The 25,921-nt window shown below is 73.5% G+C and carries 22 protein-coding genes; 7 read left to right on the top strand and 15 right to left on the bottom strand.

The features are described from left to right. Window positions 1–95 precede the first annotated feature (95 nt). The 8 genes from dhaM to ACFVQ3_RS08070 form a co-directional block, all read right to left on the bottom strand. Window positions 96–857, bottom strand: coding sequence for a dihydroxyacetone kinase phosphoryl donor subunit DhaM (gene dhaM / locus ACFVQ3_RS08105; protein ID WP_387637288.1), 762 nt, complete (start codon window positions 855–857; stop codon window positions 96–98). Between the two features lie 7 nt (window positions 858–864). After that, entirely contained in the window at window positions 865–1,509 is a 645-nt protein-coding gene (gene dhaL / locus ACFVQ3_RS08100) for a dihydroxyacetone kinase subunit DhaL (RefSeq protein WP_387637285.1), read from the bottom strand. 85 nt (window positions 1,510–1,594) lie between these two features. Beyond that, the gene (gene dhaK / locus ACFVQ3_RS08095; protein WP_191790569.1) at window positions 1,595–2,590 is read right to left on the bottom strand and encodes a dihydroxyacetone kinase subunit DhaK; all 996 of its coding nucleotides are present in this window, start codon (window positions 2,588–2,590) and stop codon (window positions 1,595–1,597) included. A 211-nt stretch (window positions 2,591–2,801) separates the two neighbouring features. Continuing rightward, window positions 2,802–4,250 (bottom strand): bifunctional folylpolyglutamate synthase/dihydrofolate synthase, encoded by a 1,449-nt coding sequence (locus ACFVQ3_RS08090; protein ID WP_387637283.1) that lies wholly within the window; start codon window positions 4,248–4,250, stop codon window positions 2,802–2,804. Continuing rightward, window positions 4,247–7,612, bottom strand: coding sequence for an isoleucine--tRNA ligase (ileS, locus tag ACFVQ3_RS08085; protein ID WP_387637281.1), 3,366 nt, complete (start codon window positions 7,610–7,612; stop codon window positions 4,247–4,249). The genes ACFVQ3_RS08090 and ileS overlap by 4 nt, the downstream gene beginning before the upstream one ends. A gap of 369 nt (window positions 7,613–7,981) precedes the next feature. Continuing rightward, window positions 7,982–10,258, bottom strand: coding sequence for a glycoside hydrolase family 3 C-terminal domain-containing protein (locus ACFVQ3_RS08080; protein WP_387637278.1), 2,277 nt, complete (start codon window positions 10,256–10,258; stop codon window positions 7,982–7,984). 26 nt (window positions 10,259–10,284) lie between these two features. Continuing rightward, entirely contained in the window at window positions 10,285–11,055 is a 771-nt protein-coding gene (locus tag ACFVQ3_RS08075; RefSeq protein ID WP_387637275.1) for a phosphatase PAP2 family protein, read from the bottom strand. Beyond that, entirely contained in the window at window positions 11,052–12,428 is a 1,377-nt protein-coding gene (locus ACFVQ3_RS08070) for an MFS transporter (RefSeq protein ID WP_387637272.1), read from the bottom strand. The genes ACFVQ3_RS08075 and ACFVQ3_RS08070 overlap by 4 nt, the downstream gene beginning before the upstream one ends. Before the next feature lie 99 nt (window positions 12,429–12,527). Here ACFVQ3_RS08070 and ACFVQ3_RS08065 point away from each other — a divergent pair, with 99 nt between their 5' ends. The 3 genes from ACFVQ3_RS08065 (at window position 12,528) to ACFVQ3_RS08055 (ending at window position 15,633) form a co-directional block, all read left to right on the top strand. Then, window positions 12,528–13,130: a TetR/AcrR family transcriptional regulator gene (locus ACFVQ3_RS08065; RefSeq protein WP_387637269.1), complete on the top strand. Its 603-nt coding sequence runs from the start codon at window positions 12,528–12,530 to the stop codon at window positions 13,128–13,130. Then, a complete protein-coding gene (locus tag ACFVQ3_RS08060) occupies window positions 13,127–14,635 on the top strand; it encodes a carboxylesterase/lipase family protein (RefSeq protein ID WP_387637266.1) in 1,509 nt (502 codons plus the stop codon). Before ACFVQ3_RS08065 ends, ACFVQ3_RS08060 begins: the two co-directional genes overlap by 4 nt. A gap of 188 nt (window positions 14,636–14,823) precedes the next feature. Beyond that, entirely contained in the window at window positions 14,824–15,633 is an 810-nt protein-coding gene (locus tag ACFVQ3_RS08055; RefSeq protein ID WP_387637264.1) for a DUF2306 domain-containing protein, read from the top strand. Between the two features lie 49 nt (window positions 15,634–15,682). Here ACFVQ3_RS08055 and ACFVQ3_RS08050 read toward each other — a convergent pair whose 3' ends face one another. The 3 genes from ACFVQ3_RS08050 to ACFVQ3_RS08040 all read right to left on the bottom strand — a co-directional run bounded on the left by ACFVQ3_RS08050 (window position 15,683) and on the right by ACFVQ3_RS08040 (window position 18,928). Beyond that, on the bottom strand, window positions 15,683–15,934 hold the full coding sequence (locus tag ACFVQ3_RS08050) for a hypothetical protein (protein WP_387637261.1): 252 nt from the start codon (window positions 15,932–15,934) through the stop codon (window positions 15,683–15,685). Between the two features lie 418 nt (window positions 15,935–16,352). Further along, complete coding sequence (locus ACFVQ3_RS08045) at window positions 16,353–17,192, bottom strand: SDR family NAD(P)-dependent oxidoreductase (RefSeq protein ID WP_387637258.1); 840 nt, start codon at window positions 17,190–17,192, stop codon at window positions 16,353–16,355. Window positions 17,193–17,263: 71 nt separating this feature from the next. Then, window positions 17,264–18,928 (bottom strand): molybdopterin-dependent oxidoreductase, encoded by a 1,665-nt coding sequence (locus ACFVQ3_RS08040; RefSeq protein ID WP_387637255.1) that lies wholly within the window; start codon window positions 18,926–18,928, stop codon window positions 17,264–17,266. A gap of 263 nt (window positions 18,929–19,191) precedes the next feature. Here ACFVQ3_RS08040 and ACFVQ3_RS08035 point away from each other — a divergent pair, with 263 nt between their 5' ends. Genes ACFVQ3_RS08035 through ACFVQ3_RS08025 form a run of 3 tightly spaced genes read left to right on the top strand, consistent with a single transcriptional unit; the run spans window position 19,192 to window position 22,231 of the window. Then, window positions 19,192–20,256, top strand: a complete 1,065-nt coding sequence (locus tag ACFVQ3_RS08035) for a putative F420-0 ABC transporter substrate-binding protein (RefSeq protein WP_387637400.1) — start codon at window positions 19,192–19,194, stop codon at window positions 20,254–20,256. A 32-nt stretch (window positions 20,257–20,288) separates the two neighbouring features. Beyond that, a complete protein-coding gene (locus tag ACFVQ3_RS08030) occupies window positions 20,289–21,362 on the top strand; it encodes a putative F420-0 ABC transporter permease subunit (protein WP_387637253.1) in 1,074 nt (357 codons plus the stop codon). Next, entirely contained in the window at window positions 21,359–22,231 is an 873-nt protein-coding gene (locus ACFVQ3_RS08025; protein ID WP_387637250.1) for a putative F420-0 ABC transporter ATP-binding protein, read from the top strand. Before ACFVQ3_RS08030 ends, ACFVQ3_RS08025 begins: the two co-directional genes overlap by 4 nt. A 95-nt stretch (window positions 22,232–22,326) precedes the next feature. Here ACFVQ3_RS08025 and ACFVQ3_RS08020 read toward each other — a convergent pair whose 3' ends face one another. The 4 genes from ACFVQ3_RS08020 to ACFVQ3_RS08005 all read right to left on the bottom strand — a co-directional run bounded on the left by ACFVQ3_RS08020 (window position 22,327) and on the right by ACFVQ3_RS08005 (window position 24,817). Continuing rightward, the gene (locus tag ACFVQ3_RS08020; protein WP_387637248.1) at window positions 22,327–22,749 is read right to left on the bottom strand and encodes a TIGR03667 family PPOX class F420-dependent oxidoreductase; all 423 of its coding nucleotides are present in this window, start codon (window positions 22,747–22,749) and stop codon (window positions 22,327–22,329) included. 9 nt (window positions 22,750–22,758) lie between these two features. After that, window positions 22,759–23,196: a CoA-binding protein gene (locus tag ACFVQ3_RS08015; RefSeq protein ID WP_387637245.1), complete on the bottom strand. Its 438-nt coding sequence runs from the start codon at window positions 23,194–23,196 to the stop codon at window positions 22,759–22,761. A gap of 107 nt (window positions 23,197–23,303) precedes the next feature. Beyond that, window positions 23,304–23,885, bottom strand: coding sequence for a DUF1772 domain-containing protein (locus ACFVQ3_RS08010; protein WP_387637242.1), 582 nt, complete (start codon window positions 23,883–23,885; stop codon window positions 23,304–23,306). Then, window positions 23,885–24,817: an NAD(P)H-binding protein gene (locus ACFVQ3_RS08005; RefSeq protein WP_387637240.1), complete on the bottom strand. Its 933-nt coding sequence runs from the start codon at window positions 24,815–24,817 to the stop codon at window positions 23,885–23,887. The genes ACFVQ3_RS08010 and ACFVQ3_RS08005 overlap by 1 nt, the downstream gene beginning before the upstream one ends. Before the next feature lie 144 nt (window positions 24,818–24,961). On the opposite strand from ACFVQ3_RS08005, the gene ACFVQ3_RS08000 reads away from it, so the two are divergent. Further along, the gene (locus tag ACFVQ3_RS08000; RefSeq protein ID WP_387637237.1) at window positions 24,962–25,915 is read left to right on the top strand and encodes an AraC family transcriptional regulator; all 954 of its coding nucleotides are present in this window, start codon (window positions 24,962–24,964) and stop codon (window positions 25,913–25,915) included. Window positions 25,916–25,921: the final 6 nt, after the last annotated feature.

Raw genomic sequence — 25,921 nt, 5'->3', positions numbered from 1 at the left:
CTTTGCAGGCAATGCAGTATTCACGTGACGCCGGTCACGGGCGACCTGCCGCCGCCGCCACCGTCGCCGGGGCGCGGAGGGCGGAGGGCGGTGCGTCAGACCTCGCCGAAGCCCCCCTCGACCGCGGCGATCGCCGCGTCCCGGGCCTCGCTCGCCTGGGGGCCCTCGGCCGCGATCACGAGCTCACGCCCCCCGGTCGCGCCCAGCTTCATCATCTCGAGCACGCTCGCCGCGTTGACGCCGTTGATGGTGACCTTCGCGTCGTACCCCGCGACGAGTCGGGCGAGGATCGCCGCCGGACGGGCGTGCAGGCCGAGCGGGTTGCGCAGCGTGACCGCGCGCGGGGCGCCCGGCGAGTCGTCCTCGATGCCCGCGGCGCCCGCGAGCTGGTCCGCCGGCCCGGCAGCGGGGACGAACTCTCCCCCGACCCCGGCCGCGCTCTGCGCGAAGGTGCTGCCCGCTGCCTCCGCCGAGGCGAGCACCTCGGCGAGGCTGCCCCCTCCGTGCGCCGTGACCGCGGCGGCGACCGCCCCCTCGACGAACGGGGCGTCCGCGAGGACGACACGACCCTCGAGCGAGTCGTCGAGCTCGATGACCGACTCGATCGTCATGACCGCCGACCCCAGGTCGGCGAGCACCACGACCCCCTCGGTCCCCACGAGGCCCTCGTCGACCGCGGTAGACACCACGTCGTAGCTCGTCCCCAGGCTGCCGTCGTCGGTGCCACCTGCGGGCAGGAGCAGCACGCCGGGAGCCATCTGGGCAGCGAGCTCGGCCGCCCCCTGCGCGAGACGGGCAGAGTGGGACACGAGCACCAGGGCGATCCGTGCGCGATCGCCGACCTGTGGGGTAGTCATCGGGCCATCATTCACCGGGAGCGGTGGCGGCCGCGACCGCAGCCCGCAGGATCACGACGGTCGACGTCGCCCCCGGGTCCTGGTGCCCGATGCTCCGTTCGCCCAGGTAGCTCGCCCGACCCTTGGTCGCGAGCAGGGGGACCGTCGCGAGGGCCCCCGCCTCGGCCGCGGCGAGCGCCGCCTCGAGGACGCCCACGGGGTCCGCTCCGGAGTCCGCCGCGACGACCGCGGCGTCGACCGCGGGCTGCCAGGCGTCGACCATGGTCTTCTCGCCCGGCGCAGCCTTGCCGCGCGCGGTGATGCCCTCGAGCGCACCCTCGAGCAGCGCGACGACGGCCGAGGAGTCGAGCTCTGCCAGGCCGGTGACCTTGGCCGCGCGCAGGAACGCGGTGCCGTAGAGGGGCCCCGAGGCGCCTCCGACCGACGACATGAGCGTCGTCGCCACGAGCTTGAGCACGTCACCGATCTGCGCGGGCTCGGCCTCCAGCCCGTCCAGCTTGGCGACGACCGCCTGGAACCCTCGGTTCAGGTTCTCGCCGTGGTCGCCGTCGCCGATCTGACGGTCCAGCTCGGTGAGCTCGTCCCGCGCCGACACGATCATCGTCGCCGCATCCCTCATCCAGCGCACAGCCCACGCAACGTCCAGCGTCATCAATCGCCCTTTCACTACTGGCCGGGGTGGTTCGCGAGAACCGCCCCGGATGCGCCGTCCCCCGGCTCTCGGGGGACGACCGGAGTCACCACCGCAGCGCGGCGGTGTGCACGGGCGCGTCCCAGAGCGCGGTCAGCTCGTCGTCCAGCCGGAGCACGGTGACCGAGGCCCCCTGCATCTCCAGCGAGGTGACGTAGTTGCCCACGAGCGAGCGGGTGACCGCCACGCCGCGCGCCTCGAGCAGCCTCCTCGCCTGACGATAGACGACGTAGAGCTCGGACTGGGGCGTACCGCCCATTCCGTTAACGAACAGCAACACTCGCTCGCCGCCCTCGAGCCGCAGGTCCTCGGCCACGGCGTCGACGAGCATGCCCGTGATCTCGTCCGCGGAGGCCAGGGGGATGCGGTGGCGGCCCGGCTCGCCGTGGATCCCGATGCCGATCTCGATCTCGTCGTCGCCGAGGTCGAAGCTGGGCTTGCCCACGTGCGGCACCGTGCAGGCGCTCAGCGCGACCCCCATCGAGCGGACGTTGGCGACGACCCGGCCGGCGATCTCGGTGACCTTGCCCAGGTCGTCCCCGCGGTCGGCGGCGGCCCCGGCGATCTTCTCGACCGCGACCGTCCCGGCCACGCCACGACGACCCGCGGTGTAGAGGGAGTCCTCGACCGCGACGTCGTCGTTGACGAGGATGCTGGCGGCCTGCGTGCCCTCGGCCTCGACGAGCTCGAGCGCGGTCTCGAAGTTGAGCACGTCGCCCGTGTAGTTCTTGACGATCGCGAGCACGCCCGCTCCCGAGTCGGCTCCGAGGATCGCCGGCACGATCTGGTCCGGCGTGGGAGAGGTGAACACCGCACCGGGTACGGCGGCGTCGAGCATCCCGGCGCCCACGAAGCCCGCGTGCAGGGGCTCGTGCCCCGCGCCGCCCCCGCTGACGAGCCCGACCTTGCCGGGCACCGCACCGCCCGCACGCGAGACGTACAGCGGCGCGCGGTGGACCTCGACCAGGTCGGCGTGAGCCAGCTCGAACCCGTCGAGCGACTCGGTCACCGCGTCCTGCGGGTCGTTGAGCAGCTTCTTCATGGCGCATCCCTTCGTCGGACTGCTGCGGCACCGGGCGGCCGCGTGCACTGCTCGCGCACCGGTGACGCGTGCCCCCGGTGCCCGTCCCCCCATCAAACACCCCCGCGCGGCACCCGGCACGCAGGGAGCCGGACCGTCGCCGGGTGCGCGCCGACGACGCAGGGCGCCCCTCGTCCGAGGGGCGCCCTGCGCGGTGGTCGTGCGGGAGGCGTCAGCCGCGCCCGAGCAGGATCCGCACGTCGGCCGCGGTGATCACGGACCCGGTCACGAGGACGCCGGTCCCGACGCCGACCCCGACCGAGTCGTCGCGCTCGGCCAGGTCGACCGCGATGGCGAGCGCCTCGTCGAGCCGCTCGGCCGAGTGGACCCGGTCCTCCCCGAACACGTCGACCGCGATCTCGGCGAGGTCCGCCGGGTCGGCCGAGCGCTCGGCCGAGTTGCGCGTCACGACGATCTCGGCGAGCACGGGCTCGAGCACCGACAGGATCTGCTCGGAGTCCTTGTCGCCCATGATCGCGACGACCCCGATGAGCCTCTCGAACTCGAACGCCTCGTCGACGGCCGCGACGAGCGCCTCGGCCCCCGCGGGGTTGTGGGCCGCGTCGACGATCACGGTGGGGCTCGACCGCAGGACCTCGAGACGACCCGGCGACGACACGTCGCCGAACGCGGCCTCGACGACCCCGCCGTCGAGCGCGCGACCACCCGAGAGCAGCGCCTCGGTCGCCGAGAGGGCGAGCAGGGCGTTGTGCGCCTGGTGCTCGCCGATCATGGGCAGGAAGATCTGCGTGTACAGACCTGCCGGGGTGCGCAGGTCGACGACCTGTCCCCCGACCGCCGGCGTGCGTCCGGCGACCGCGATGTCCTGGCCCTCGCGCAGGACGCGGGCGTCCTTGGCGGCGGCCGCCTCGATCACGATGGCCTCGGCCACGTCGCTCTGCTCGGCGAGCACGACGACCGCGCCCTCCTTGACGATCCCGGACTTCTCGGTCGCGATCTCCTCGATCGTGTGGCCGAGCCAGCGCGTGTGGTCGATCGAGATGGGCGTCACGATCGCGACGTCGCCGTCCACGACGTTGGTCGAGTCCCAGCTGCCGCCCATGCCGACCTCGACGATCGCGACGTCCACGGGGGCGTCGGCGAACGCGGCGAAGGCCATGACCGTGAGCACCTCGAAGAAGCTCAGCCTCGGGCCGCCGGCCTCCTGCGACTCGCGGTCGACCACGCCGACGTACGGCGCGACGTCCTCCCAGATCTCGACGAAGCGTGCCGGGGTCACGGGGTCGCCGTCGATCGCGATGCGCTCGGTGACCGACGTCAGGTGCGGGCTCGTGAAGCGTCCGGTGCGCAGGCCGTGCTCGCGCACGAGCCGCTCGACCATGCGCGAGGTCGACGTCTTCCCGTTGGTCCCCGTGATGTGGACGGTCCGGTAGGCCTTCTGGGGGTCGCCCAGGAGCTCGAGGACCCGCTGCACGCGCTCGAGCGTCGGGTCGATGTCGTGCTCGGGAGCACGGTCCATGATGTGCGCGTACACCGTGGCGAGGTCCTCCAGCGCGGCGGCCTCCTCTGCCGTGCGCTGGTGCCCGGCACCGCCGGGGCGGCGCGCGTCCTTGTCGCCGGGGCGCTCGCCGGCGCCCCGGCCCACGCGGATGCCGCTCACGCCTGCGCCTCCGTCCCGGACACGCCGACGCTCGAGGCGGCCTTGGTCACGAGGACCTGGCGCGCGTCGGTCGGCGACAGGTCGATCGTCACGCTCACGGCGAGGGTCTCGCCCGCGATGAGCTCGCGGTGGTCCTCGACCGCCCCCTGCCAGGGGCCGGGCACCGAGAGCGACAGGTCGATCCGGTCGGAGACCTCGAGGCCTGCGGCCTTGCGGGCGTCCTGGACCTCGCGCACGATGTCGCGCGCGTACCCCTCGGCCAGGAGCGCGTCGTCCAGCCCGAGGTCGAGGACGACGAACCCGCCCGTGGGCAGCACTGCCGCCGCGATCGACGGCGCCGCCGGGTCGACCTCGTCGTGGCCCTGCTCGGCGAGCACCACGGTCGTCAGCTCGTACTCCGAGCCGAGCAGCGGCACGTCGCCGTCGGGCGTCTCGACGACGACGAACCCGTCGTCGCCCACGCGCCATGCGCCCGCCTTGGCGGCCTTGATGACCGCCTGGACGCCGCGGCCCAGGCGCGGACCCGCAGCCCGCGCGTTGACGGTGAGCTTCTGCGAGACGCCGAACTCGTCCGCGGCCCCCGACTCCAGGTCGAGGAAGCGCACGGTCTTGACGTTGAGCTCGCGGGCGAGCAGGTCGGCGTAGGGCGTGAGCGCCGCCGGGTCCTCGGTCACGACGGTCAGGGTGCTCAGGGGCTGACGCACGCGCAGCGAGTGCGCCTTGCGCAGACCCAGCGAGAGCGAGGCGACCGAGCGGACCAGGTCCATCGAGTCGACGAGCGCGGCGTTCGCGACCAGGACGCCCGCGAGCGAGTCGGGGGCTCCGGCCACGACGCTCGGCCAGTCGGTCAGGTGCACGCTGCGCCCGCCCGTGAGCCCGCGCCAGACCTCCTCCGAGAGCAGGGGCGCGAGCGGTGCCATGACGCGCGTGAGCACCTCGAGGGCCGTCCACAGCGTGTCGAACGCGTCCGCGTCCTCGTCCCAGAAGCGGTCGCGCTGCGTGCGGACGTACCAGTTGGTCAGCAGGTCGAGGTGCTCGCGCACGGTCTCGCACGCCCCGGCGATGTCGTAGGCGTCGAGCTGGGTCGTGACGGTCCCGACCAGGTCGTGCGTGCGCGCCAGCAGGTAGCGGTCGAGAGCCGGGAGGTCGGCGACGCGCTCGGGGGCGACCCGCTGCGCGGTGTACCCCGCGCCGCCGTCGGCGTTGTTCGCGTACAGGGTGAAGAAGTAGTAGGTGCTCCACAGCGGCAGCAGCACCTGGCGCACCGAGTCGCGGATGCCGTCCTCGGTCACGATGAGGTTCCCGCCGCGCAGGATGGGCGAGCTCATGAGGAACCAGCGCATCGCGTCGGAGCCGTCGCGGTCCAGGACCTCGGAGACGTCCGGGTAGTTGCGCAGCGACTTGCTCATCTTGCGCCCGTCGGAGCCGAGCACGATCCCGTGCGAGACGGCCGAGCGGAACGCCGGACGGTCGAACAGGGCGGTGGCCAGGACGTGCAGCGTGTAGAACCAGCCGCGGGTCTGGCCGATGTACTCGACGATGAAGTCGCCCGGGTAGTGGTGCTCGAACCAGTCGGCGTTCTCGAACGGGTAGTGCACCTGGGCGAACGGCATCGAGCCCGAGTCGAACCACACGTCCAGGACGTCGGGGATGCGGCGCATGACGGACCTCCCGGTGGGGTCGTCCGGGTTGGGGCGCGTCAGGTCGTCGATGAAGGGGCGGTGCAGGTCGGTGACGGGCACGCCGAAGTCCGCCTCGAGCTCGGCGATCGAGCCGTAGACGTCGATGCGGGGGTAGTTCGCGTCGTCCGAGACCCACACGGGGATGGGCGTGCCCCAGTAGCGGTTGCGCGAGATCGACCAGTCGCGCGCACCCGCGAGCCACTTGCCGAACTGGCCGTCACGGATGTGCTCGGGCGTCCAGGTGATGTCCTGGTTGAGCTCGACCATGCGGTCGCGGAACTCGGTCACGCGCACGAACCAGCTCGAGACCGCCTTGTAGATCAGGGGGTTCCGGCAGCGCCAGCAGTGCGGGTAGGAGTGCTGGTAGGTCTCGTGGCGCAGCACGACGGCGCGCGAGGCGGCGTCGACGCGCGCGAGCGGTCCCGTGCCCTCCTTGAGGTCCTTGATGACCTGGGGGTTGGCGTCGAAGACCTGCGCGCCCGCGTAGTCGGGGACCGCGTTGGTGAAGCGCCCACGGGCGTCGACGGGCACGACGGGCACGATGCCCGCGGCGTCGCACACGGCCATGTCGTCCTCACCGAAGGCGGGGGCGAGGTGGACGATGCCCGTGCCGTCCTCGGTCGTCACGAAGTCGGCCACGAGCACCTGGTGCGCGTTCGGCCAGCCCTCGGCCGAGCGGTCCGTGAAGTAGTCGAAGGCCGGGGTGTAGCGCAGGCCTGCGAGGTCGGCGCCCTTGACGGTCGCCAGGACCTCGGCGTCCTCCCCGAGCTCCTTGGTGTACGCGCCCAGCCGGGCTGCCGCGAGCACGACCGTGTCCCCCGCCACGGCCGAGCCGGTGCCGGCGCGCACCACGACGTAGTCGACGTCCGGCCCGACGGCGACCGCCAGGTTCGAGGGCAGCGTCCAGGGAGTCGTGGTCCACACGAGGACGAGCGCCCCCGCCGCGGGAGACGCGGCGTCGTCCGCGACGTCGCCCGAGAGGCGGAACCCGACCGTGAGCGCCGGGTCCTGGCGCGACTGGTACACGTCGTCGTCCATGCGCAGCTCGTGGTTCGACAGCGGCGTCTCGTCACGCCAGCAGTACGGCAGCACGCGGTAGCCCTCGTACGCGAGGCCCTTGTCGTACAGGCGCTTGAACGCCCAGATCACCGACTCCATGAAGGTGATGTCGAGCGTCTTGTAGTCGTTCTCGAAGTCGACCCAGCGCGCCTGGCGCGTCACGTAGTCCTTCCACTCGTCCGTGTACCGGAGCACGGACTCGCGGCAGGCCTCGTTGAACGCGGCGATGCCCATGGCCTCGATCTGCGACTTGTCGGTGATGCCCAGCACGCGCTCGGCCTCGAGCTCGGCGGGCAGACCGTGCGTGTCCCAGCCGAAGCGGCGCTCGACGCGCTTGCCGCGCATCGTCATGTAGCGCGGCACGACGTCCTTGGCGTAGCCCGTCAGGAGGTGGCCGTAGTGCGGCAGGCCGTTCGCGAACGGGGGGCCGTCGTAGAAGACGAACTCGTTGTCGCCGTCCTGGCCCGCCTCGCGGCGCTCGACCGACGCGATGAACGTGTCGTCCTTCGACCAGTACGAGAGCACGCCACGCTCGAGCGCGGGCAGGTTCGGGCTGGCGGGGATCTGGTGGCCCTGACCGTCAGGGGCGGTGTCGTCGGTGCGGTGCAGAGGGTAGGCCATGGCTCAGTGGCTCCATCGTGAGTGGCAGGCGGTGGTCCGGGACGTGCTCGTGCGAGGACGACCACCCCTCCCCGGTGACCGAGGGAGAAGCGAGCCGCGGTACCACCCCGCTTGCCGTCGTCGGGCGCGGCGAGCACCCGAGCGGCGACCGCTCGACACGGCTGTGACGGGCCTACCCGTCCGGTTCTACTGAGGTCCCGCGGACGGGACCCGTTCTTCCGGAGGCTCACCGGTGATGGCCGGGTCGATGCCTGTGGCCCCATGATAACGCGCCGCCCCCGCGAGCGTGCCGAGCCCGCTCGGCGCGGACGGGCGGGCGGGCCCCGGCGCCTCGTGGCACCGCGACCCGCCCCCCTCGTCCGGCAGGGCTCAGGCGCTCGCGCCGTTCGCCGCCGCCAGGAGCTGGTCGACCTGCTCGGGACCGAAGGCGTCCCCCGCGATCATGCCGATGCGCCCGATCGGGAACGAGCCCATCATCTTGGCCATGTCGACGCCCTCGGGCAAGATCGACGCCGCACCCTCCATGGCCGAGGCCATCTGCGCGACGGCCTGCTGCACGACCGGCCCCGCGACCGGGTGCGCGAACACCTCGGCGAGCGAGGACTCGCGCGTGAGCGGCATGACGAACGGGTCGCCCGCGACCTCGACGGTCGTGGACGAGCGCAGGTCCCGCGACGACGCGGCCACGTCCACCGTGTACCCGCCGCCCTCGACGACCCAGCGGTCGGCGCGGACGTGCCAGTACGCGAGGTCGGCCCGGCGGACCGTGAGGACGACCTCGCGGCTCTCGCCCGGCTCGAGAGCGGCGAGCGCGAACGCCTTGAGCTCCCGCTCGGGGCGCTGCACGGCCGCCGAGACGAGCCCCGTGTAGACCTGCACGACCTCGCGACCGGCCCGCTCCCCCGTGTTCGTGACCGTGACCCGCACCTCGACGTCACCGTCGCCGTTCACGGCGGCCGCCGCGTCCCCGTACGCGAACGTCGTGTAGGACAGACCGTGCCCGAACGGGAAGGTCACCTCGATCCGGCGCGCGTCGTACCAGCGATATCCCACGAACAGCCCCTCGCCGTAGCGGACGTGACCGTCCTCCCCGGGGAAGTTGAGGAACGCCGGGCTGTCCTCCAGCCGTACCGGGATGGTCTCGGTGAGCTTGCCCGACGGGTTGACGTCGCCGTAGAGCACGTCGGCGATCGCTCCGCCGCCGGCCTGACCGAGCAGCCAGCCCTCGACGATCGCGGGCACGCGGTCGGCGAACGGGAGCGCGACGACGCTGCCGTTCGACAGGACGACGACCGTGCGCGGGTTGACCTCGAGCACGGCGTCCAGCAGCTCGAGCTGCACGGCGGGCAGGTCGATGTGCTCACGGTCGTACCCCTCGGACTCCGCGGCGGCGGGCAGGCCCAGGAACACGACCGCGACGTCGCTGGCCGCCGCGAGCGCCACGGCACCCGCACGCAGCGCCGCCGCGTCCCCGGTGCCGTCGAGCGTGAAGCCCTGCGCCCGGGACACGGCCCCCTCCCTCGCCTTGCCCGCGATCTCGTGCGCGACCGAGTCGATACGGGTCGGGTTGATCATCGAGGAACCGGCACCCTGGTAGCGGGGCTGGTCCACGAAGGCGCCGACGAGCGCCACCGAGCGCTGCCCCTGGAGCGGGAGCAGGCCGCCGTCGTTCTTCAGGAGCACGATCGACCGGCCCGCCGCCTCGCGCGCGAGAGCATGGTGCGCGTCGACGTCCAGCGGACCGGCGACCCGCGGCGTCTCCTGCCAGCGCCTCGCGAGCCGCGCGACGCGTCCGGCCGAGACGTCCACGACGCTCTCGTCGAGCGAGCCGTCGCGCACCGCGGCCACGACCTGCGCGTCGGTCGCACCGCCCGAGGACGGCATCTCCAGGTCCAGGCCCGCCGCGAGCGCCGCGACCCTGTCGTTCACCGCACCCCAGTCCGAGACCACCAGGCCCTCGAAGCCCCACTCGTCGCGCAGCACGCGGGTGAGCAGGAACGGGTCCTCGGACGCGAAGACGCCGTTGACGCGGTTGTAGGAGCACATCACGGTGTACGGCTGGGCGTCCTCCACGACCCGCTGGAAGCCGCGCAGGTAGATCTCGCGCAGCGGGCGCGGGTCGACGTCGCTCGAGGCGCGCATCCGGTCGTGCTCCTGGTTGTTGGCCGCGAAGTGCTTGAGCGACGTGCCGACGCCCGTCGACTGCGTGCCACGCACCAGGGCCGCGGCCATGACCCCGGACACGACCGGGTCCTCCGAGAAGTACTCGAAGTTGCGGCCGCACAGCGGCGAGCGCTTGATGTTCACGCCCGGGCCGAGGATGACGGCCACGTCCTCGATCGACGACTCGACGCCCAGCGCCTCGCCCACCCGGTGCGCGAGCTCGGTGTCCCACGACGAGCCGAGCCCCACTGCCGGGGGGAAGCACGTCGCCGGGACGCTGTCGCCGATGCCGAGGTGGTCGGCGCTGCCACGCTGCTTGCGCAGGCCGTGCGGTCCGTCGGTGAGCATGACGGCGGGGATGCCGGCGCTCTCGACCCCCTTGGTCCACCAGAAGCTCGCACCGCTGGTCAGCGACGCCTTCTCCTCGAGCGTCAGGTCGGCGACGGACGTGGTCGTGCCGTCCTCGGTGGTGGTGTCGGTCATGTCTGTCCTTCTCTCTCGATCGTCGTTCAGGCTGGGGAGGGCTGGGCGCGACGCCCGAGGTGGCGGAACCACACGGGCCGCCCGTGGTCGCTCTGGAGGAGGGGCCAGAACACCCACCACACGAGGAGCGCACCGGCGACGCCCGCGACGAGCCCGAAGACCGTGTCGGAGAGCCAGTGCGCGTTGACGAGGGTGCGCTGCCACACCATCCCCAGCAGCACCAGCCCCCCGACGGACCACCAGAGGGCCCGCGCCGTGCGGCGTGCTGCCGGGACCAGGGCCGCGATGCCGACGACGAGCGCGCCCGCCATGACGGCGTGCCCCGAGGGGAACGAGCCGTGGTCGACCCGGAAGAGCGGTCCGAACAGCCCGAGCGTCTCGTCCGCGGCGGGCCGCGGACGGTCCACGAGGTTCTTCATGCCCTGCGAGAACAGCCCCGGTCCGACCAGGGTGACCGTCAGGAAGAAGAGCGCCGACCGCCAGCGGCCGACGAGCGCGAGCGCCCCGGGGATCAGGACCATGCCCACGAGCGCTCCCGGGCCCTCGCCGAGGTGCTGGAAGAACATGGGCAGCGCCGACGGGTGCACGTCGCTGTCGGGGCCGACCCCGACGAGCCCCCGCCACCAGTCGTCGAGCGGCTGCGTGAACGGCGCCGCCGCGTCCTGCGCGACCAGCAGCCCCATGAGCGCGAACGCCACGACGAGCCCCAGGGAGGACCACAGCATCGCCCTCGGCCGCTGAGCGCGGGGCGCGCGGACGTCCGCCCGCTGCGGCTGCTCGACCTCGGCCGCCCTCACCGGACCGCCTTGATGGGCCAGACCGCGCAGGCACCGAGGATGCTCAGGACGATGCCGACCGGGAACAGCGCGATGTAGCCGCCGAGGCTCAGGATGATCAGGCCGGCGAACGCGGGGGCGAGCGTCTGCGGCAGGGTCGCGGCGATGTTGACGACGCCGAGGTCCTTCGCGAACGACTTCGCGGAGGGCAGCACCTCGCTCATGAGCGCGGTGTCGACGGCCTGGAACATCCCGAAGCCGAGGCCTGAGACGAACGTGAAGACCGCCCAGCCCGCGAAGCTCGGCAGGACCATCGGGATCAGGAGCGCCAGGCCGACGAGGGCAGAGGACAGGAAGACGAAGATCTTGCGACGCTGGAACCGGTCGGAGAGCGGCCCCGAGACGAGCGTCGCGAGGAGCACGCCCGCGAGGCTGACGAGGCTGAACAACGGCACCGCCGCGACGGCACCGGCCTGGCCGAGGCCGATGTAGTCCTGGAGGATGAAGAGCTGGTACCCGGTCACGGCGAAGTACCCGGTGTAGAGCAGCAGGCGTCCCGTGAAGGCCCAGAAGAAGTCGGGGTGCTCGACGGGGCTGACCCAGAAGGTGCGCAGGAACTCGCCCACGCTGAACGGCTCGTTGACGAGGTCCTTGCTGGAGTGGTCGGGGTTGAAGACCACGAACAGCGTCAGCACGACGAGCGTGAAGCCCGCGAAGACGAGGTAGCCGAGCTGGATCGAGCCCGCGAACTGCGCCCCGAGGACCGAACCGCCGAGCGCGCCGAGCATGAGGCCGAGCCCCGACAGGGCGGCGAACGTGCCGCGCAGCGCGCGCGGGACGCGGTCCGGCATGATCGCGCTGAGCGGTCCCTGCGCGAAGTTGTAGGCGATCTGGACGACCACCCAGCCGATGACGATGCCCACGAGGCTGTTCGCGAAGCCCATGGCCAGCAGACCCAGACCGCCCACGAGGGCGCCCAGCACGAGCCACGGCGCACGCCGACCGAACCGGCTGCGGGTGCGGTCCGAGATCTGGCCCGCGATCGGCTGGGCGAGCAGCGCGGCCAGGGCGCCGAACGTGCCGACGACGGCCAGGTTGCCGACCTTGTCGGCCTCACCGAGCGACTGCACCTGGAGGGGCATCAGCAGCCCGCCGACGGCTCCCCAGATCATGAAGACCGAGAAGTTGGCGGGGACGATCCAGCCGAGCAGGCGCTTGGGGGTGCCGGTGACGAGCGGGGGCGGATCGTCCTGGCCCGAGGCCTCCTCGATGAAGCCCTCGGCGTCGGCGAAGACGTCGGTCGGCGACTCAAGTGCCGGTGCAAGGGCGGGCGCAAGGGCCGGCACGGGGACCGGAGCCGGGGCCGGGGCGGCGGAATCTGACGGCAGTGTCATGGCGGATCCTTCGTCGGACAGGCGCTCATCCTTGAGCGTCGCGAAAACAGTATGGCACTCGGTATTGAAAGGGCAAGGGTCTGCGTCTAGGGTCGACGCATGGCACGACGGGGTTCATATGCGAAGGGCATCGCCAAGCGCGAGGAGATCCTCACGACGGCGCTCGACGTGATCGCACGCGAGGGATACCGCGGCGCGTCGGTCAAGGAGCTCGCCGAGGCGGTCGGGCTCAGCCAGGCGGGCCTGCTCCACTACTTCGACAGCAAGGACGAGCTGTTCACCGCGATCCTGCGCAAGCGCGACGAGATCGACCTGGAGACGTACCGCATCGAGTCCGACGCCGACCCGATCCGGATCTTCCTGCAGGTCATGCGGCACAACGCCGAGGTCCCGGGGCTCGTCGAGCTCTACACGCGACTCAACGCGGAGGCCAGCGACCACGACCACCCGGCCCACCAGTTCTTCACCGAGCGCCGCGCAGCGATGGACGGGCTGTTCACGGAGCTCGTCGCCGAGGGCAAGCGCACCGGGCGATACCCCGCCGACCTCGACACCGCCTCGTTCGCCCTCGTCCTGACCGCCGCCGCCGACGGGCTCCAGACCCTGTGGCTCCAGGACCCCACCATCGACATGGCCTCCGAGCTCGAGCGGCTGCTCGTCTCCCTCGGGGCCCTCTCCCCCGAACGGAGCACGACCGCATGAGCACCCCCGTGACCGACACCGAGGCGACCGACCCCACCCTGGACGGCCCCGTCGTCACGATCGACACCGGGCAGGTCCGAGGCGTCTGGCGCGAGACCTCCGCGGCGTTCCTCGGCATCCCGTTCGCCGAGGCCCCCGTCGGCGCTCTGCGCTTCGAGGCCCCCGTCCCGGTCGCCCCCTGGGAGGGCGTGCGGGACGCGACCGAGCTCGGCGCGACGCCGCAGCGCAAGCAGCTCGCCGAGATCACGCTGATCCCGGAGCCGTCGATCCCCGGCGACTCGACCCTGAACGTCAACGTGTGCACGCCCGCTCCCGGGACGCCCGACGCGGCCCTCCCGGTGCTCGTCTACATCCACGGCGGCGGCTACACGGCCGGATCCCCGGCGAGCCCCTGGTACGACGGACGCTCGTTCAACCGCGACGGCGTCGTGACCGTCTCGGTCTCCTACCGCCTCGGCTTCGACGGGTTCGGGCGCATCGAGGGCGCGCCGTCCAACCGCGGCGTGCGGGACTGGCTGCTGGCCCTGGACTGGGTCCAGCGCAACGTCGCGGCGTTCGGCGGCGACCCCGGGCGCGTCACGCTCGCCGGGCAGTCCGCCGGTGGCGGCGCCGTGCTGACGTTGCTGGGCATGCCGTCGGCGCAGCACCTGTTCCGGTCGGTGTGGTGCCTGTCCGGCGCCGTGGGCGACGTGTCCGAGGCTCGCGCGAAGACCTTCGCCGACACTCTCGCCCGCCTCGCCGGGGTCGAGCCCACACGGGACGGCTTCGCGTCTCTCCCCGAGACCCGCGTCCTCGAGCTGCAGGACGAGGCCTCCAACCCCGACGGCCTCGACCCGATGGCGGGCGTGGCGGCGATGCTCAAGGACGGCCTGCCGTGGGGGCCGATGATCGACGGTGACCTGATCACGCGGCCGACGCTCGACTCCCTGCGTGCCGGGGTCGGCGGGGACAAGCCGCTCGTGCTCGGCGCGACCGACGACGAGTTCACGATGGCGACCGACGCCGCGAAGAACAAGCTGCGCTTCCTGCCCGCCTCGATCGTGCTCGGCAAGCTCCTCGGAGACCGCGCGCGGCGCACGGCGTACCTCGCCGCGAACAAGGCCCAGCGCCGCAAGGGCACCGCGGCCGTGCTCGGCCGCTTCCTGACCGACAGCATGTTCCGCGCGCCGATCGTCCGGATCGCCGAGGCCCGCGCCGCCCACCCCACCTGGGTCTACCGCTTCTCGTGGGCGTCCCCGAGGCTCGGCTGGGCCGCGCACTGCCTCGACGTGCCGTTCTGGTTCGACTGCCTCGACGCCGAGAAGGTGGACCTCATCGCGGGCGACGACCCGCCCCGGGCCCTGGCGGTCGAGCTGCACGGCGCGGCCGTCACCCTCGTCCGCGAGGGCGCTCCCGGGTGGAGCGCCTGGTCGCAGGCCCCGGGCGCCACGCGCGTCTTCGGCGGGGACGCCTCGGCCCCCGCCGTCCTGCCCGACGGCTACAGCGAGGTCCGCGCACTGGTGTGAGCCCCCCGGGTGGGTTGCTGGACCGGGGTGCAGGATCGGGCACGCGAGGGGCGGGGGCGGACCGCCAGGTTTCCGGGGGGACTCCCCCCTGTCGCCGGGAGCGCGCGGGACGGGACGCTGGAGTCGAAGGGCGAGGGCCCGCCGGCCCGTCCACCCGCCCCGCACCCCGACCCGAGAACGAGGCGACGATGCCCACTCCCTCCGAGGCGACGGCCTCCCCCGGCGCCACCACCGCACCCGGCCGCACGAGGCCCACCCGTACCGACCGTCCCCCGCGACCGACCGGTCCTGCGGGGCGCGCCCGTCGCTTCCGGCCGGGCCTCGTCTGGGTCGCGCTCAGCTCGATCGCCATGGCTGCGGTCCTGCTCACCTCCTACACGGGCGCGACGCTCGACGAGCTGGCCCAGGACGACACGGGGCTCGCGTCGACGTTCGCGAACCGCCCGCCCGCGATCCAGCTCGCGTTCTACCTGCACATCGCGTTCGCCGGGGTCGCGCTCCTGGTCGGACCGCTGCAGTTCGTCTCCCGCTGGCGCCGCCGCGCCCCGCGCCTGCATCGCGTGCTGGGCCGGGTCTACCTGGTCGGAGTGGGTGTCGGCGCGCTCACCGGCCTCGTCATCTCGACCGCGAGCTCGGTCGCCTTCCTCGGGTTCTTCGGGTTCGGGACGCTCGCGGTGCTGTGGGCGTGGACGGGCTGGAAGGCGTACCGCGCCATCCGTGCGGGCCGTGTCGCCGAGCACCAGGCGTGGATGATCCGCTGCTTCGCGCTGACCTACGCGGCCGTGACGCTGCGCCTGTGGGTCGGGGTCCTCGTGGCCGTCCAGACGCCGTTCGCGGGTCCCGACGCCGACCCGGGACTGCTGTTCGAGACCGCCTACGCGCCGGTCGCGTTCCTGTGCTGGCTGCCGAACGTCGTGATCGCCGAGTGGCTGATCGCGCGGCGGAACCTGCCAGGGCTGCGCATGACCTCACCCGCTGCAGTGCGTGCCGCGGCGTGACGTCGGCGGCAAGGCCGTCGCGATGCCGTCGCTCCGCGGGGCCGGAAGGTCAGCGCCCGGTCGCCGACCCACCGTGCGAGGACCCGCCGCGCCGTGCCCGGTAGGTGTCGATGTCGCGCGCGACGAGCCACTCGATGGTGAGCGCGCTGCCCGGGCCGGGCTGCGCCGTCGGGACGGGGGACGCCGACGGCGCCGCGCCCCGTGAGGCCGCGGCGAACCACGGGTCGTGGGCGACCAGGTGGCCGAGGGGGTCGACGTCCCCGGTCACGGCGAACGGGTGGGCGATCAGAGCGAGGTTCATGGGAGGTCCTGGAGTCGAGGCGGGTGCTCACGAGGGCAGACCGACCAGGCCCGGGGAACTGATCGGTGACCATCACGCCCTCATACCGAGGGAGGGGCGTGGCACTGCTCGCTGACACCAGGTCGCACGCTGCTGGAGCGTCAGCGAGCCCTCAACAACAGCTCGACGCGCGGACCGCCCGCGGGCGCACCGGGAGCACGCGGGTGCTCAGAGGGTGCGCGGCAGGGATCACGGGCGTCATCATGCCAGCCCGGGCCCGCACCGACAAGCGCGTCCCAGCGCCTGGAGGCGCAGGCTCCCGCGCCCGGCCTCGTGCAGCGCTCGGCCCGCACAGCATTCAGCCCCGCGCAGCGCCCGCCCCCATCCACCCGGGGCACGAGCGGGCCACGGGCAGCGCTCAGCCCCGGACGGCAGGACGTCAGCTCCGTGTCATGAGGGGGCCGCGGGCCAGCAGCGTCGTGGACGACTGCGCGACGGGCCGCAGCACGAGCGTGTCGATCGCGACGTGCTGGGGCCGGGTCACGGCGAACGTCACGACGTCGGCCACGTCGTCGGCGGTCAGCGGCGCCTCGACGCCGTCGTACACCGCGTCGGCCCTGGCCTGGTCGCCGTCGAACCGGGTCAGGGAGAACCCCTCGGTGCGGACCATCCCGGGCGCGACCTCCAGGACCCGGACGGGCTCGCCGTTGAGCTCGAGCCGCAGGGTCTCGGCGACCGCGGCCTGGGCGTGCTTGGTCGCGACGTAGCCCGACCCGCCGCTGTACGCGTCGTGCCCCGCGGTCGAGGTCAGGACCAGGACCGTGCCGAAGCCCGCCCGGCGGATCGCGGGCAGGAACGCCTTGGTCACGCGCACGGTACCCAGGACGTTCGTCTCGAACATGGCGCGCCAGCGGTCCAGGTCGCTCGCGTCGATGGGGTCGGTCCCGCTCGCGAAGCCCGCGATGTTGAGCACCGCGTGGACCGGGCCGCGGGCCTCGGCCTCGCGCACGAGGTGCGCGACGTCGTCGTCGTCCGTGACGTCCCCGACCACGGGGTGCGCGCCCGTCTCGACCGCGAGCGCGTCGAGCAGGGCCGCACGGCGCGCGAACGCGACGACGTCCCACCCCGCGGCGCGCAGGCGTCGCACGGTCGCCGCGCCGATGCCCGACGAGGCACCGGTGACCACGGCTCGCATGGTCTGCTCAGGCGTGTCCGCAGCGGCGGACGCGTCGGTGGACGCGTCGGTGGAGGTCGAGGGCGTGGTCTGCGAGATCGTCACGTCCCTACCTTGCCACGCCCCACGCCACGCCCGACGCCGACCGCGCAGCCTCTCGCATGCTGGACGGCGGCTCAGGCCACGGTCACGCCGATCGAGTAGATGCCGCTCGCCCCGTCCGGGGCGGGCGGTGCCTTGACGGACGTCTGGACGGTCCCGTCCGCGTCGGTCGCCCGCACCGCGAGGTCGTGGCGGCCCTTCTCTGGCGACGCCCATCTCCAGGACCACTGGCGCCAGGTGTCGGCCGAGACCGTCTCCGCGAGCTCCGCCCGCTCCCACTCCCCCTCGTCGACCCGCACCTCGACGCCTGCGATCCCCGTGTGCTGCGACCACGCGACGCCCGCGACGACCACGTCCCCGTCGGCTCCCGGGGCGACCGACGCACCCGAGCGCGGCACGTCGATGCGCGACGACATCTTGATCGGCCCGCGCTGCGACCAGCCGCGCGTCGACCAGTAGGCGACGTCGTCGGCGAAGCGCGTGACCTTGAGCTCGACGACCCACTTGGTCGCCGACACGTACCCGTACAGCCCCGGCACGACCATCCGCACGGGGAAGCCGTGCGCGAGCGGCAGCGGCTCGCCGTTCATGCCGACCGCGAGGAGCGACTCCCGGTCCGGGTCCGTCAGCACGTCGAGCGGCGTGCTCGCGGTCCAGCCGTCCGCGCTGCGCGAGAGGACCATGTCGGCGTCGGCGTGCGGCCGTGCCCGGGCGAGGAGGTCGCGCAGCGGGTGCCCGAGCCACACCGCGTTGCCGACGAGGTCCCCGCCCACCTGGTTGGACACGCACGTCAGGGTCGTCGCGTGCTCGACGAGGGGCAGCGCGAGCAGCTCGTCGAACGAGATCTCGACCTCCTCCTCGACGAGCCCGACGACGCGCAGCCGCCAGTCGTCCGGGTTCACCTCGGGCACGCGCAGGGCCGTGTCGATGCGGTAGAACGCGTCGTTGGGCGTCACGTAGGGCGTGAGGCCGGGCACGTCGAGGTTCGCGCCCGCGGGGACGACGACGGCCGGTCCGGCCGGGGCCGGGAGGCGGATCGCGTCGCGCGCGGCGGTCAGTGCGCGCGACCCTGCGGACAGGATGCGGGACGCACCGCCGACCACGAGCGCGGTCGCCGTGGTCAGGCCCACGAGGACGAGGAACGACCGGCGGTCGAGCGCCTCGCGCCGACGGGCCGCGCTCAGCGGGGTCTCGGGCTCTGCGGTCGGGGCCGTGAGGGGGGTGAGCGCCGAGCCGCGCCAGGCCCGCAGCCGCGCCGCTCCCGTCCGCAGCAGCATGATTCCGACGCCGACCCCCACCACGGTCGGCAGCGCCCACAGGGGCGTCGCGTCGGGTCGCGTGACGGCGGCCAGGACGCCCACGGCGCCGACCGCCACGAGCAGCACGGTCCCCCACGGCGGTCGCCGCGTCTCGAGGATCCCCGCCGCGACCGCCGCGACGGCCAGCACGACGACGATCCCGAGGATCAGCACGGTCTTGTCCGCGGTCCCGAACGTCTCGACCGCGAAGTCCTTGAGCCAGGGCGGGACCCTGTCGACGACGCCGGCACCCACGACGAGCACGGGGCTCGACCCCGCCCCCACGACGAGGGCGACGAGCTCGGCCACCGCGAACGCCCCGAGGGCCGAGGCGATCCCCAGCAGGGGCGCCCACAGGTGTGCCGGGTCGGTGCGCCCGCCCCGCCCCCGGGGCGCGCGGCCGGGGGTGCCGGGAGAGGTGGGCTCCGCCGTCGGGCTCATGTGCCCACTGTAGGACCGCCCGGCCTGGCAGGTCCCCGCGGGAGCACCGCACGCTTCGCCGACCGCTGAACCGTCGCACCACCCGCCCGCCGACCTACTAGGCTGGGACACGGATCGCGAGCCGCGCTTGGCTCGCCGCAGCGGCCCGTGCTTGGACCGCGGATCCTCGTCGCGGATTGTGGCGCCCTACCCTCTCGCATCTCGCCGCGCCGCCGTGCCCTGCACCGGCAGGCGACCTCCCGACCTGGAGTGCCGTGCCCACGCTGCGCCCTGCCCGACCGTCCGTCCGCCCCTCGCGCCGCTCGTTGCGCGCAGGCCCGACGACGGCGCTCGTCCTCGCCTCCTCTCTCGCCCTGGCCGGGTGCGCGGGCGGTCAGGAGCTCGCGTCCGGCGAGCCGAGCAAAGCGCCCTCCGGCACCACGGAGGCCTCGTCCACGACGTACCCGTTGACCCTCGACAACTGCGGGTTCGACGTCACGTTCGACGCCGCGCCGCGCAAGGTCGTGACGATCAAGTCGAGCACGACCGAGATGATGCTCGCGCTCGGGCTGGGCGACCGGCTCGTGGGGACCGCTTTCCCCGACGGCCCCGTCGCCGAGCAGTGGGCCGGCACCGCAGCAGACCTCCCGGCCGTCGCGACGCCCCTCTCCGACAAGGTCCCTGGCGCCGAGGCCGTGCTGACGCTCGCTCCCGACCTCGTGTACGCGGGCTGGGAGTCGAACCTCACGGCCGAGGGCGCGGGCGACCGCACGACCCTCCAGCAGCTCGGCGTCCAGACCTACGTCTCCCCCTCGGCCTGCAAGGCCGAGGCGTACAAGCCGAACCCCCTGACGTTCGACGACGTGTTCGCCGAGATCACCGAGGCGGGCGAGATCTTCGACGTCGCCGGGACGGCCGAGGACCTCGTCGCGGCCCAGCGCGCCGAGCTCGACGCGCTGGAGGCCGACGACCGCGGGCTCACGGCGCTGTGGTACTCCTCGGGCTCGGACATCCCCTACGTCGGGGCCGGGATCGGCGCCCCGCAGATGATCATGGACGCCGTCGGGCTCGAGAACATCGCCGCCTCGGTCCAGGACACGTGGACGCCGTTCTCGTTCGAGGAGGTCATCGCGGCCGACCCCGACGTGATCGTCCTCGTCGACTCCGCCTGGAACACGGCGCAGTCGAAGATCGACGCGCTCAAGGCCAACCCCGCGACCGCGAACCTCACGGCCGTGCAGGGCGACCGCTTCCTGACCGTGCCGTTCCCTGCGACCGAGGCCGGTGTGCGCAACGTCGACGCCGTCAAGGACCTCGGCGCGCAGCTCGCGGCGATCACCGTCCCCTGAGGAGTCCGGACCCCGTGCGAACCCTCGTTCCCGTGAGGAGCGCCGAACCACCGGCGGTCCACGCACCCGCCGGGCGGCCGGCGGGCCGTCGGCGAGCCACCCCGTGGTGGCTCGCCGGGGCGTCGGTCGCGCTCGTCGTGAGCGTCGTGGTCGCCGTGACGATCGGCCCCGCCGACCTCACGTGGGGCGACGTGTGGCGCTCGGTCGCGACGCACGTCGGGCTCGGCGGGCTGCTCGGACTCGACCCGCTGCCCCTGCTGCAGGACGGCATGGTGTGGCAGCTGCGCCTGCCGCGCGTCCTCACCGCAGCGGCAGTGGGGGCCGGGCTCGCGATCTGCGGGGCCGTCATGCAGTCCCTCACGCGCAACCCGCTCGCCGACCCGTACCTGCTGGGGCTCTCGTCGGGCGCGTCGCTCGGCGCGGTCCTCGTGCTGGTCCTCGGCGTGAGCGTCCTGCTGCCCGTCGCGGCGTTCGGTGGCGCGGTCCTGGCCCTGGTCGCGGCGCTCGGGCTCGCGGGATCGCTCGGGGCCATCACCCCGACCCGGACCGTGCTCGCCGGTCTCGCGGTGAGCCAGCTCGCGGCCGCGGCGACGTCGTTCATCATCTTCTGGTCCGCGACCGGCGACTCCTACCGCGAGATCCTCTCCTGGCTCATGGGCTCGGTCGCGGGCGCCACGTGGACGTCGGTCGCGATCGCGGGCGGCGCCGTGCTGGTCCTCGGGACGCTGCTCGCGTCGACCGGGTCGGTGCTCGACGCGTTCACGTTCGGCGACACGGCCGCCGCGGGCCTCGGCGTCGCGGTGAACAGGACGCGCTGGCTGCTGCTCGTGGGGGTCGCGCTGCTCACGGGCGCCCTCGTCTCGGTGTCCGGGGCGATCGGGTTCGTCGGGCTGATCCTGCCGCACGCCGTCCGGCTCCTGACCGGGGCACGCCACCGCGTGCTGCTGCCCCTCGCGGCACTGCTCGGCGGCTCGTTCCTCGTGTGGGCCGACACGCTCGCCCGCACGATCTTCGCCCCGCGCGAGCTGCCCGTGGGCATCCTGACGGCCGCGATCGGCGCGCCCGTCTTCGCGATCATCCTGTGGCGAGGGAGGCGGGCCCTGTGAGCACGGCGACGACCGGCGACGACACGGTGGCGAGCAGACGCGACGGGTCCGCGGGCGCGCGGGCGGGCGCGCGGGCGGCGGGCGCGCGGGCGGCGGAGCACGGCCTCGACGCCGCGCGCGTCTCGTGGTCGGCCGGTGCGCGGCTGATCCTCGACGGGGTCGACGTGACCGCCCCTCCGGGGGCTGTGAGCGGCCTCCTGGGGCCGAACGGGTCCGGGAAGTCGACGCTGCTGCGCGCGATCGCGGCCACGCAGGTCCCGGACGCGGGCGAGATCCGCTTCGACGGCGAGGACCTGCTGGGCATGCCGCGCCGACGCAGGGCACGCCGCCTCGCGCTCGTCGAGCAGGACGCGTCGACCGACCTGCCGATCTCGGTGCTCGACGCCGTGCTGCTCGGCCGCATCCCCCACCGCTCGCTGCTGGCCGGGGACACCGAGGCCGACCGGGCCGTGGCGCACGAGGCCCTGGTCCGGGCCGGCGTCGAGGACCTCGCCGACCGGTCGCTCGCGACGCTGTCCGGCGGCGAGCGCCAGCGCGTGCACATGGCCCGCGCGCTCGCTCAGGACCCCGCGCTGCTGCTGCTCGACGAACCCACCAACCACCTCGACATCGCGGCACAGCTCGCGGCCATGACCGTGCTGCGCAAGCTCGCGGCCGACGGCGTCACGGTGCTCGCGGCACTGCACGACCTCAACCTCGCGGCCGCCTCGTGCGACCACGTCGTGGTTCTCGCGGAAGGGCGTGTCGTCGCCGCGGGCGGGGTGCGGGACGTGCTGGTGCCCGCGGTGATCGAGCCGGTCTACGGGGTCCGCTGCGACGTGCTGACGCACCCGCGCACGGGCCGCCCGGTCCTGGTCTTCGGCGACTGACCCTGCCGTGTCCCTTGTGGTGCCGAGAACGGGGTTGAGGCCGTCGAGCGCCTCAGGGCGACCTCAGACCCGTTCTCGGCGGACGCGATCGCACCTCAGAAACCGCGCAGGCGTTCTGGCGTGAAGCGCAGGACCTGCGAGTACGCCGCGTGGAACTGCGCCGGGCTCATCCCGAGGTCCGCCATGGACCGGGCGTACTTCGCGTCGTAGCGCGAGCGTTCGTCGTCGCTCAACCCGTCGGGGTCCAGGACGAGGCGCCCCGTGAGCACCTGCACGTCCCACCCGGTGGCGGTCGCGTTGAAGTGCAGGGCAGCACGCGGGTTGGCGGCGGCGTTGCGCAGCTTGGCCTTGCGCGGCTCGCTGAGGATCACCACGTCGTCGCCGGTGCGCAGCTGCCAGACCGGTGTCGGCTGCGGGGTGCCGGTCGGGTCGACCGTCGTGAGCCACACGACGAGGTCCTCGTCGAGACGCTCGGACGCGCGCGCCCCCACCGGTGTGGCCACGTCGATCGCGGTCACGTCGCCCCCTCAGCCCTGGGCCGGGACGCTCGGGCCCAGGCGCGGCCACTCGATCGCGGGGCAGCGGTCCATGACCATGTCCAGGCCTGCCGCCCGCACTCGGTCGAACGCGTCCTCGTCCACCACGCCGAGCTGGAACCAGACGGCCCGGGCGCCGACCTGCACCGCCTGGTCCGCCACCTCGCCCGCGAGGTCGGAGCGCACGAACACGTCCACGACGTCGACCGGGAACGGGATGTCGGCGAGCGAGGCGTACCCCTGCTCGCCGTGCACCGTCTCGGCCGCCGGGTGGACGGGCACGATCCGCTTGCCCTGTCGTTGGAGCAGCTGCGCCACCCCGTAGGCCGCCCGGGCCGAGTTGTTCGACAGGCCCACCACGGCCCAGGTCTCGGTGTCCGCGAGGACCGTGCGGATCGTGGCGTCGTCGCCCCAGCTCTGTTCGCTCATACCGGGGCAAACCCCGGCGCGGGAGCGGCTATTCCGGCCGTCGGGTGCGGAGCCCCCGGACATGGTCTCTGGTCTCCGCACCCGACGCCCCGGCCCGACGGCGCCGCTCACCCCACGAGGCGCGTCACCAGTCCCAGGGTCAGGAGCAGCGCGGCGACCACGCACGCACCCGTCCGCACGTGGTTCCAGGCGACCCAGCGCCCGAGGAAGACCTGCCAGACCTGGTCGCGCTCCGCCGTCGGGCTCGAGGGGCGAACCCTCACTCCACCCGACCCTCCACCTGAGGGTGAGGCTTCGCCCGACCATCGACCCGAGGTCGAGGCCGCCACATCGGCGGCCTCGAGGCGGTCGTTGAGCGGGACGTTGACGGCCGCGGTCACGCCGATCCCGCCCACGAGGTAGACGACCGTCCCGGCGAGGACGAGCGGCATCCCCGCATCGCCCAGGCGCGTCGCGGCGAGGACGCCGAGGACCGTCACAAGCCCTGTCGTCACGAGCAGGAGCGAGCCGAAGGGCACCTTGGTCGCGTGCCGGTTGATCGAGGCCATCGCGGCCGCACCGATCTCCGGCGCGACCGACCGCAGACCCGCCATGACGAACGTCGAGAACGCGAAGAGCACTCCCCCGACCAGCGCGCAGCCGACCGCCGCCGCGACGACGGCCCACCCGAGGGCACCGAGCGCGTCCATCAGCGCACCTCGGAGAACGTGCCGGCCGGCACGGCCGGGAACCCGGACGGCACCGCCCAGGCGGCAGCCTCACGACGGACGAACTCGACGAAGTCCCGCGGCTCGCGCCCGAGTGCCTCGCGGACTCCGGGGGCCAGGTGCGCGTTGCGTCCGTCGAGCACCTCCTCGAAGAGGTACCGCACGAGGTCGACGACGTCGGACGGGAGGCCCGCCGCGGACAGACCGACCGCAAACTCCTCGCCCGTGACCGTCTCGAGCCGGACCTCCCTCCCGCTCACCGCGCCGATCTCCGCGAGCGCCTCGCCGAACGTCAGCAGCCGCGGACCCGTGAGCTCGTAGACGCGCCCCTCGTGGCCCGGCTCGGTCAGCGCCGCCACCGCGACCTCGGCCACGTCCTCGAGGTCGACGAACGGCTCGACGACGTCCGAGACCGGGAGCGGGGCGACGCCGTCGAGCACGGGGTCCAGCAGGAAGCTCTCGCTGAAGTTCTGCGCGAACCACGCGCACCGCACGACGGTCCGCGCGGGGAAGACCTCGGCGACGAGCTGCTCGGCGCGCTGAGCCTCGGGCTCGCCACGGCCCGAGAGGAGGACGAGTCGCCGGACACCCGCACGGGCGGCCACGCGGGCGAAGCCGGCGACCACCTCCGGGGTCCCGGGGGCCGCGAGGTCGGGAGCGACGGCGACGTAGACGGCGTCGGCCCCCTCGACCGCGGGCGCCCAGGTGGCCGGGTCGTCCCAGTCGAGGCGCACCGCGGTGCTGCGCGAGACGGGACGGACCGGGACGCCTGCCGCGGTCAGGCGGGCCGCGACCCGGCGGCCCGACTTGCCCGTCGCGCCGACGACGGCGACGAGAGGCGCGGCGGTGGGGCCGTCGGCGCCGGACGTGGCGTCCGTGCCGGGACGGGGAGGGAGGGGCTGGTGCGTGGTCATGTCGGTCTCCTGAGGTCGATGTGGTGCAGGGGTGTTTCCGTGGTTCGAGTCAACCGGCACCCGACGAGACGTTCCATGGCCGATCGGCTCGTCTGCATGTCCATCCGTCTTCCGTCGCGCGGCCGGGCGGCGTACCGTCGAGGCATGGACGCTGTCGCCGGCCTTCTCGACGGACCCCGCGCACGGGGTGCCTTCCTGCTGCGCTCGCTCCTCGCGCCACCGTGGTCCCTGCGCATCGAGGACGAGGCGCCGCTCACGCTCGTTCCCGTCGTGCGCGGGGAGGCATGGATCGGGATGGACGCCGGGCAGGGCACCGACGAACCACCGCTCGAGGCGCACCTCGGGGAGGGCGACGTCGCGCTCGTGCGCGGGCCACGCCACTACACCGTGGCCGACTCCCCCGGGACGCCGCCGCAGATGGTGAGCGACGCCGTCGGGGCCTGCCGCGCCCTCGGGGACGGGCCCTCGCCGCTCGTGGACCTCGGCGTGCGGACCTGGGGCAACGACCCCGACGGGCCGACCGTGCTGCTCACCGGGACGTACCCGCTCGACGGCGAGGTCGGCGGTCGGCTGCTGAGCGTGCTGCCACCGCTGCTCGTGCTGCGCCGCGGCGACCTGGACGCCGACCTCGTGTCCCTGCTCGCGCGCGAGGTCTCCCAGGACCGGCCCGGTCAGGAGGCCGTGCTCGACCGGCTCCTCGACATCCTGCTCATCGGCGCCCTGCGCGCCTGGCTCGACAGCGGCGACGCCCCCGGGTGGTACCGCGCCGACGCCGACCCCGTGGTCGGGCACGCGCTGCGGCTCATGCACCACGACCCGGCCCGGCCCTGGACCGTCGAGTCGCTCGCGCGGACGGTGGGACTCTCGCGAGCCGCGTTCTCCCGCCGCTTCACCGAGCTCGTGGGCGAACCCCCCATGAGCTACCTGACCGGGTGGCGGCTGACCCTCGCGGCCGACCTCCTGCTGGAGCCCGGTGCGACCGTCGGCTCCGTGGCCCGGCAGGTCGGGTACGGGACGCCGTTCGCGCTGAGCGCCGCGTTCACGCGGGTACGCGGGATGAGCCCGACGGCGCACCGGGAACGGGCGGGGGCGGCGTGAGCGGGT

It is taken from the genome of Oerskovia sp. NPDC057915, assembly GCF_042887685.1.
GTDB lineage: Bacteria > Actinomycetota > Actinomycetes > Actinomycetales > Cellulomonadaceae > Oerskovia.
The sequence above is the reverse complement of the archived record's forward strand: the minus strand, read 5'-3'. Positions and strand labels throughout refer to the sequence as shown.